The sequence below is a fragment of the Desulfuromonas sp. genome, assembly GCA_002869615.1.
GTDB lineage: Bacteria > Desulfobacterota > Desulfuromonadia > Desulfuromonadales > UBA2294 > BM707.
On record PKUH01000069.1, the window covers coordinates 49,275 to 56,077 of the forward strand.

The following is a 6,803-nucleotide window of genomic DNA, read 5'->3' on the forward strand; positions in this document are numbered from 1 at the left end:
GTCTGCATGAGTCGTGACAAACATACTATCCTTGGGCATGACGTGGGCTCCCTGCCGGAAGATGGGGGCGGTGATTACAATCGTCTGATCTTCGAACAAAGCCCCTACCTGCTGCAACATGCAAAGAACCCTGTTGACTGGCATCCCTGGTCGGATCAGGCACTTGCCTTGGCTGCAGAAAAGAATAAACCGATATTTCTTTCGATCGGCTATTCTACCTGCCACTGGTGCCATGTCATGGCAGATGAATCTTTTGCATCAGTTGAGGTCGCGACCATTCTCAATCGGGCTTTTATCGCAATCAAGGTTGATCGCGAAGAACGTCCCGATATCGATGCGACCTTTATGCAGGCATGTCAGGCAATGACCGGGAGCGGCGGCTGGCCCCTGACCCTGATTCTGACTCCTGATCTGCTTCCCTTTTTCGCCGCTACCTATCTGCCGAAAGATGATCAGAGAGGCATGATCGGACTGATTAACCTGCTGACGAAGATAGAGAACCATTGGCCGGATCAACAGACCAGGATCAATGCAACCGGAGAACAGGTTCTCGATATCCTGAAAAAAAGTGAGCAGCCTCCAAATAGCAGACAGGATCCGGATTCAGGTATTTTCCGACTCGCTGCGCGCCAGTACCGCGACCAGTATGACGCCCTGTATGGCGGCTTTGGTGCCGCGCCGAAGTTTCCGGCACCACACAACCTGTCACTCCTGTTCCGACTCGCTCTGCTGCTCGAGACCCCCGATCTCGCCAAAATGGCGACAAACTCCCTCCGCCAGATCCGAAACGGCGGTATCTACGACCAGATTGGTGGCGGAATCCATCGTTATTCGGTAGATGAACGCTGGCTGGTGCCACATTTTGAAAAAATGCTTTATGACCAGACACTGTTGATCGGAAGCTGTATCGACGCATATCAGTACTCTGGCGACAACTTTTACAGGGAAATGGCACTCGATACGGCCGACTATATTCTGCACAACCTGAGTTCACCTGAAGGCGGATTTTATTGTGGAGAAGATGCTGATTCGGAAGGCTCGGAGGGGACATATTACCTCTGGGACGAAGGTGAAGTAAAAGCCCTGTTCTCACCTGACGAATACGTGGAAGTAAAAGCTCTTTTCGGTATCAGGGCTGACGGAAATTTCGAAGGTCAAAACATCTTTCACCTGCCTGAAGGGTTCGATGAGAAACGGGTCGATCTTGCCCGCAGCAAATTGACTCTGGCCAGAGAGCAAAGAGCAAGACCACACCTTGATGACAAGATCATCACTTCCTGGAACGGCCTTGCCATCTCGGCGCTCGCCCGGCTCGGAACGGTTACAGAGGCCCCTCGCCTGATTGATGCAGCCGAGCAATGTGCCCGCCTGATCAAGAAACAGCTGCTGACCGAAAATGGCCGATTGCTCCGACGCTGGCGGCATGGAGAAGCTGCCATCCCGGCTTTTCTCGAAGACTATGCCTGTTTAATAACAGGTCTTATCGACCTTTATCAGGCACGCTTCGATAATGGATTTCTGTCGTGGGCTTTGGCTCTGGCCGATAATATGATCACGCTTTTCAGTGATAAGGATGGAAAATTCTTTGATACCGGCCACGATCAGGTGGCAATCCTCGTCCGTGGGCGGAATATTCAGGACGGTGCGTTCCCCTCCGGCAATGGTATGGCCGCCCTCGCACTTGCCCGCCTCGGCCAGCTGAGTGGCCGCCAAAACTTGCTTGACCAGGCGACAAGGAACATCACAATAAACCGTGGATGGATCGAACAACACCCGAGCGCATTCGCCTATTACATCATGGCCCTCGCCGCTCTTTCGGGCCCTTCGGCCAATCTGGTTCTGGCTACAGAAGAGAGTATCCCGAATGACATGCTCAAAACAATACGGTCCGAATACAGGCCGTTTCTCGAGATCGTCCTGAAGCGTGAAAGTCAGCCGGAAATAACTGATCTGGCGCCAATCACCGCAGGCAAGCGGGCATCCGGGGAGAGGCCAAAGGCCTGGTTATGCAGTCAAAATGGTTGTCATGAACCGGTCACGACCCCGGAAGAGCTGAAAGTACTTCTCGACAATAACTAACGCAAAATACCACGCACATCGCCAAGTCCGATCATATCGGTAACAATACCGCGGGCCGGAAGCAGCTGTGCGTCGTAACCGATATAGATAACGCCATCTTTCGTATCAAAAACATCCTGATCGACAACAACCCGACAGATCAATAAATCTTCCGGAAAAAAACTTGCCTTCGGCCTTGTCTCGGAAGGTATGAAATCGACAACGATATCGCTGGGCCCGCGGCGATTATAGGCCGGAATTTCATAATGAGCACCAACTTCCTGAGGCCCGTAAGCCCCGGAAACCAGGTTATAATAAGCAGTAATAATATCGCTCGGTTCGCGTTCGCGATCAAGCGGCAGGATCGTTCTGGTGATCAGCTTATTGTTCTTGTAGTAGAGATAGGTGACTTCGCCCCGTTCATAATCAAACTCATAAACCTTGGCGCGCAGAACACCACCCTTCTCTTTTTGTGAAGTATGGCGCACCGAACGAAAACGACCATCCGGCATCAGCTTCATCATCGACACATATTGTTGTTTGCGGTAGCCGGTCAGGGGTGCAGCCATACCAACCGTCTTCGCACTCAGCGAACCGATATAAATACCGGGCTGCAAACTTTTCTGCAATTTGAAGTTCGCAACAGCAACCTGGTCAAGCCAGAGAAACCCGAGATCATAAACCAGTTCATTATCGAGCAGCGAAACGACTCTTTCGTGCAAAAGAGGCTCCGGACTTCGTTCAGACGCAAACGGAACAAGAGGCCATGCACAGAAAAGGATCAGAACAATAATTGTACGCATGCGGCACCTCATCAGGAAAAAAGCGAGATAATAAACAATAGATACCCGCCCAGAAGCAATAAACCTTGCGGCCGCCCCAGACCTTTGTTGCGATAAACCAGAAAAACAAGGCCAAAGCTGAAGACCAGCATGATCGGGAGCTGAACATGAATCAATGAGGGTTCAATTGTTAACGGCTTGATCATCGGACAGATACCAAGAACGAAAAAGATATTAAAAATGTTACTGCCGATAACATTGCCGATACTGATATCCATTTCCCCTTTCCAGGCGCTCATGATTGAAGCGGCCAACTCAGGCAAGCTGGTGCCAAGGGCAACAATTGATATGCCGATGACCAGTTCGGAGAGGCCGAATGTTCGGGCAAGCGAGACAGCTGAGTTAACCATCAATTCAGCTCCGACACCAAGACCGATGATTCCGACAACAATAAAAAAGCTGTCACGAACCCGATGTTTTCTTTCGTAATCAATCTGTGCCGCATCAATGACAGAATCTGCATCCAGGCTACGTGCCGTGACGGCACAGTATCCCAGGAAGACCAGGAGCAAAACAAACAGTAGAAGCCCATCGAGAAAACCGAGTTGCAGGTCCAGAGCAAGCAGGGTAAGCAGGACCGATGCCCCGAGCATGAACGGGAATTCCCGTCTGAGTGTTCGTCTGGCGACGGCTATCGGAGTCAGCAGAGCGGCAACACCCAGAATCAAACCGATATTGGCAATATTTGATCCGACGATATTGCCGGCAGCAATATCGGCAGACCCGCGGAAAGCGGCAAGCAGGGAAACCATCATTTCCGGCATGCTGGTTGCGAATGCCACAACCGTCATGCCGATAATCAAAGGCCGTATCCCGAATGACAGAGCCAGCCTTGAACTCCCAGACACAAGGTATTCTGCACCGTAATAGAGCAACAGTAATCCGGCAACAAAAAGTAACAAATCCAGAAACATAGCTCGATTGTAAACCGTCAATGGCGATAAGTCGAGCCCAAGCAGCATTATTCTTGACAAATGACATAAGCGACGCTTAATATTTAATCCATATATTCATATTGATTCCCATACAGGAGGGCTTGTGGCCATGGAAAAATCCGATTTTGATAAAAATATGAATTTTGACAGGGAGGCGGAAATCCTCAAGGTCCTCGGACATCCGGTTCGACTGAAGATCGTTGCCGGGTTGTTGTCGGAAAGCTGTAATGTCAAAAAAATATGGGAATGTCTCGAATTGCCGCAAGCTACGGTTTCGCAGCACCTTGCCTTGCTCAAGAACAAAGGTGTCATTGAAGGACGGCGGGATGGTGTCGAGGTTTTCTATAAGGTCGTCAACAAGGAAGCCGAATCGATTGTCGGCTCACTCTTCGGCCAGACCTGCTAGAACATATCTGCGAACCAGGTTACAAAGCCCCGCTAATGACGGGGCTTTTATCTTTTTCTGGCGAGCCCGTAAAGAACTCCATAGCTGGCCGGCAGACCTTGCTCTGTTTTGTATTTTTCGATATAAAGTCGCTCCATTTCAGCCATGACCTTTCGCGGGAACAGTCCGGCCGGCCGGTTCTGTGAAGCATTCTGGGCGCCGATTTTTTTCAGCCCACGCATCAGACTCCTGAATGACGCATGAGAATCGGTCTCGATTTCAACATGACAATTATCAACAATCAACCCCGACTGCCACAAGGCCGACTCAACTGCATCCAACGACGGAAATTGTTGAAAATGATCCGGCCAGTCTGAATTGCAATTATCCAGTGCCTCGGAAAATACCTTTCCAAGTTCCTGCAGCGTCCCTTCACAAAACATCGCAAAGGCAATACAACCTCCCGGCTTGAGAATCCGGGCGCATTCACGGAAGACCATTGGAAGCTGATCAATCCACTGAAAGACTGATGAAGAAAGAAGCAGATCGAAACTCCCGTTTTTAAACGGCAAGTCACGGGCATCGGCATCAACGGCTCGGGAATTCGGCAAGGAACGATGGGCCGTCAGGGTCATGTCATGGGCAAGATCACTGACAACTACCGAGCCACCGGCCGCCTGTTGTCGGAATTGACGAACCGCCTCACCGGTCCCGGTCCCGACATCAAGCACTGACCCCGTAAGAAAATCATCGTCAATCAATTCGATCAACCGCCTGGCCACCCGTTTTTGCACCCGTGCATACAGATCATATTCTGATGCATGGCCGGAGAAATGTTGCCGAACCTGTTGCTGATTAATCGCCGGAAGCATCATGACAAAAAACCGCTCCAGAGCTCGACCGAATTTTCCGGGTGACTCAGAAACGGAGCATGGCCGACCTTCTCCCAGTGAAACTCGCATGCTTCCGGTATCGCTTCGGCCAGATAATGACCGGCTGCCGGATCGGTGATCAGATCGAGTCCACCATAATGAACGAGAACCGGCAAATTGAGTGCACCCAGCTGAGGTCGAAGGTCACATGCTCCGAGTATTTTCAATCCGCGGCGCGCGACTTCTCTTGGTGGCAACGATCCGTCCCGGACCGCAAAGCGGATGATCTCGCGATAACGCTCCGGCGATACCCCCTCGTCTGCAAACATCAATCGGAAAAATTCGCTCATGCTCTGCGTAAAATGGCGCTGCATCTGCCGATCCATCGCCCGGACCTGGGTTGCCGGCAGACCATGCGCCCAGTCTCCGTTTCGAACGAAAAGGGGCGTCGTTGCGACGAGGACAAGCTTGGTGATGCAAACCTGCCGGCGTAGCGACATCGTCAACGCAACCTGCCCGCCAAGCGACCAGCCGAGCAGGGAGATTGTCTTGATGCCGAGTTCCCTGAGCCAGCATTCGAGATCAGCTGCGAGATCGGAATGATCGAAATCGGTCTTGTTCAGAGACGATTCGCCATGCCCGGGTAAATCAGGTGCCAGGACATGAAAATTTTCAGCCAATCCGGACATGACTTCCTGGAAAACAGCCGAGGACATCGACCAACCGTGCAGTAAAACTACGACCGGCCCGGAGCCGGCCTCACGGTAAAAGATATTTCCTCCACCCGGCAGATGAGTAATAGCCATTACGCAACCTTTGCCACGACGTCAATGATCGTCTTTGCGGCAGATTCGAGTTCATCCGGGTCATGGGTTGCCATCACCGTACCGCGCAAGCGGCATTGGCCAGTCGGCACAGTCGGCGGCCTGATTCCCTGAATAAACAAGTCTTGATCGAGCAGATCTTTGGCGGCACGCATCGTCGGCTCGGGCTCACCGATTACCACTGGCACAATATGGGTCACGCTGCCGGCAAGATCACAGCCGGCGGCAACCAATGGCTGCTTGAACCGCTGGCAATTGCTGGCCAATTGCTGCCTTAGACCAGCCCCTTCCGGGCTCTCTATAATATCAAGAGCGGCCAATGCCGCCGCCGGAATGGCGGGAGGCAAACTGGTAGAAAAGATAAAAGATCGGCTTGTGTTGATTAATGTATCAATAATGACCCGCGACCCTGCGAGATAGGCACCGAAAATTCCGAGCCCCTTGCCAAGAGTGCCCATATGCAGATCAATCTGATTCAGGCAGCCACAAAGCTCGGCTGTCCCGCGGCCGGTCGCACCGAGCACACCGCTGCCGTGAGCATCATCAATCATCAGTAAAGTATCATATTTTTGCTTCAAACGAACCAGCTCCGCCAGCGGGGCGATATCGCCATCCATACTGAAGACGCCGTCGGTGACAATCACCCAGCGCCCTTTGCGTTTCGGCGCCTCAGCATTCATCAGGGACTCAAGTGAAGCGCTGTCGGCATGCGGATAGACAACCGTCCGCGCTCGCGAGAGTCGACAACCATCAATAATCGATGCGTGGTTCAGGGCATCGGAAAATAGAACATCGTCCGGCCCGAACAGGCCCTGGAGTATCCCGGTATTTGCAGCGTAACCGCTATTATAGAGAAGGGCTGCCTCGGTCGACTTGAATTCTGCCAA

Annotated in this window: 7 protein-coding genes; 2 read left to right on the forward strand and 5 right to left on the reverse strand. The window is 52.0% G+C overall.

Going from position 1 to position 6,803, the window contains the following annotated elements:
* Window positions 1–6: 6 nt before the first annotated feature.
* A complete protein-coding gene (locus C0623_07125; GenBank protein PLY00626.1) occupies window positions 7–2,079 on the forward strand; it encodes a hypothetical protein in 2,073 nt (690 codons plus the stop codon).
* Here the strand turns inward: C0623_07125 and C0623_07130 are convergent.
* Window positions 2,076–2,861 carry a hypothetical protein gene (locus tag C0623_07130; GenBank protein PLY00627.1) on the reverse strand — a complete coding sequence of 262 codons (786 nt, stop codon included), beginning with the start codon at window positions 2,859–2,861 and terminating at the stop codon, window positions 2,076–2,078. The two genes, C0623_07125 and C0623_07130, sit on opposite strands and share 4 nt — an antisense overlap.
* Before the next feature lie 11 nt (window positions 2,862–2,872).
* On the reverse strand, window positions 2,873–3,862 hold the full coding sequence (locus C0623_07135; GenBank protein ID PLY00628.1) for a cation transporter: 990 nt from the start codon (window positions 3,860–3,862) through the stop codon (window positions 2,873–2,875).
* An 82-nt stretch (window positions 3,863–3,944) separates the two neighbouring features.
* Between C0623_07135 and C0623_07140 the strand changes: the two genes are divergently transcribed.
* Window positions 3,945–4,241: an ArsR family transcriptional regulator gene (locus tag C0623_07140; protein ID PLY00629.1), complete on the forward strand. Its 297-nt coding sequence runs from the start codon at window positions 3,945–3,947 to the stop codon at window positions 4,239–4,241.
* A gap of 47 nt (window positions 4,242–4,288) precedes the next feature.
* Here C0623_07140 and C0623_07145 read toward each other — a convergent pair whose 3' ends face one another.
* The 3 genes from C0623_07145 to C0623_07155 form a co-directional block, all read right to left on the reverse strand.
* On the reverse strand, window positions 4,289–5,182 hold the full coding sequence (locus tag C0623_07145; GenBank protein PLY00630.1) for a malonyl-[acyl-carrier protein] O-methyltransferase BioC: 894 nt from the start codon (window positions 5,180–5,182) through the stop codon (window positions 4,289–4,291).
* Entirely contained in the window at window positions 5,092–5,898 is an 807-nt protein-coding gene (locus C0623_07150) for an O-methylpimelyl-ACP methylesterase (GenBank protein ID PLY00631.1), read from the reverse strand. Before C0623_07150 ends, C0623_07145 begins: the two co-directional genes overlap by 91 nt.
* The coding region (locus C0623_07155; GenBank protein PLY00632.1) for an 8-amino-7-oxononanoate synthase at window positions 5,898–6,803 on the reverse strand (906 nt) is incomplete at its 5' end. The genes C0623_07150 and C0623_07155, both read right to left, overlap by 1 nt.

Bases quoted from the DNA above. Each gene is read 5' to 3' on its own strand.
- C0623_07125 (PLY00626.1), top strand. From the start codon at position 7: ATGAGTCGTGACAAACATACTATCCTTGGGCATGACGTGGGCTCCCTG.
- C0623_07130 (PLY00627.1), bottom strand. From the start codon at position 2,861: ATGCGTACAATTATTGTTCTGATCCTTTTCTGTGCATGGCCTCTTGTT.
- C0623_07135 (PLY00628.1), bottom strand. From the start codon at position 3,862: ATGCTGCTTGGGCTCGACTTATCGCCATTGACGGTTTACAATCGAGCT.
- C0623_07140 (PLY00629.1), top strand. From the start codon at position 3,945: ATGGAAAAATCCGATTTTGATAAAAATATGAATTTTGACAGGGAGGCG.
- C0623_07145 (PLY00630.1), bottom strand. From the start codon at position 5,182: ATGCGAGTTTCACTGGGAGAAGGTCGGCCATGCTCCGTTTCTGAGTCA.
- C0623_07150 (PLY00631.1), bottom strand. From the start codon at position 5,898: ATGGCTATTACTCATCTGCCGGGTGGAGGAAATATCTTTTACCGTGAG.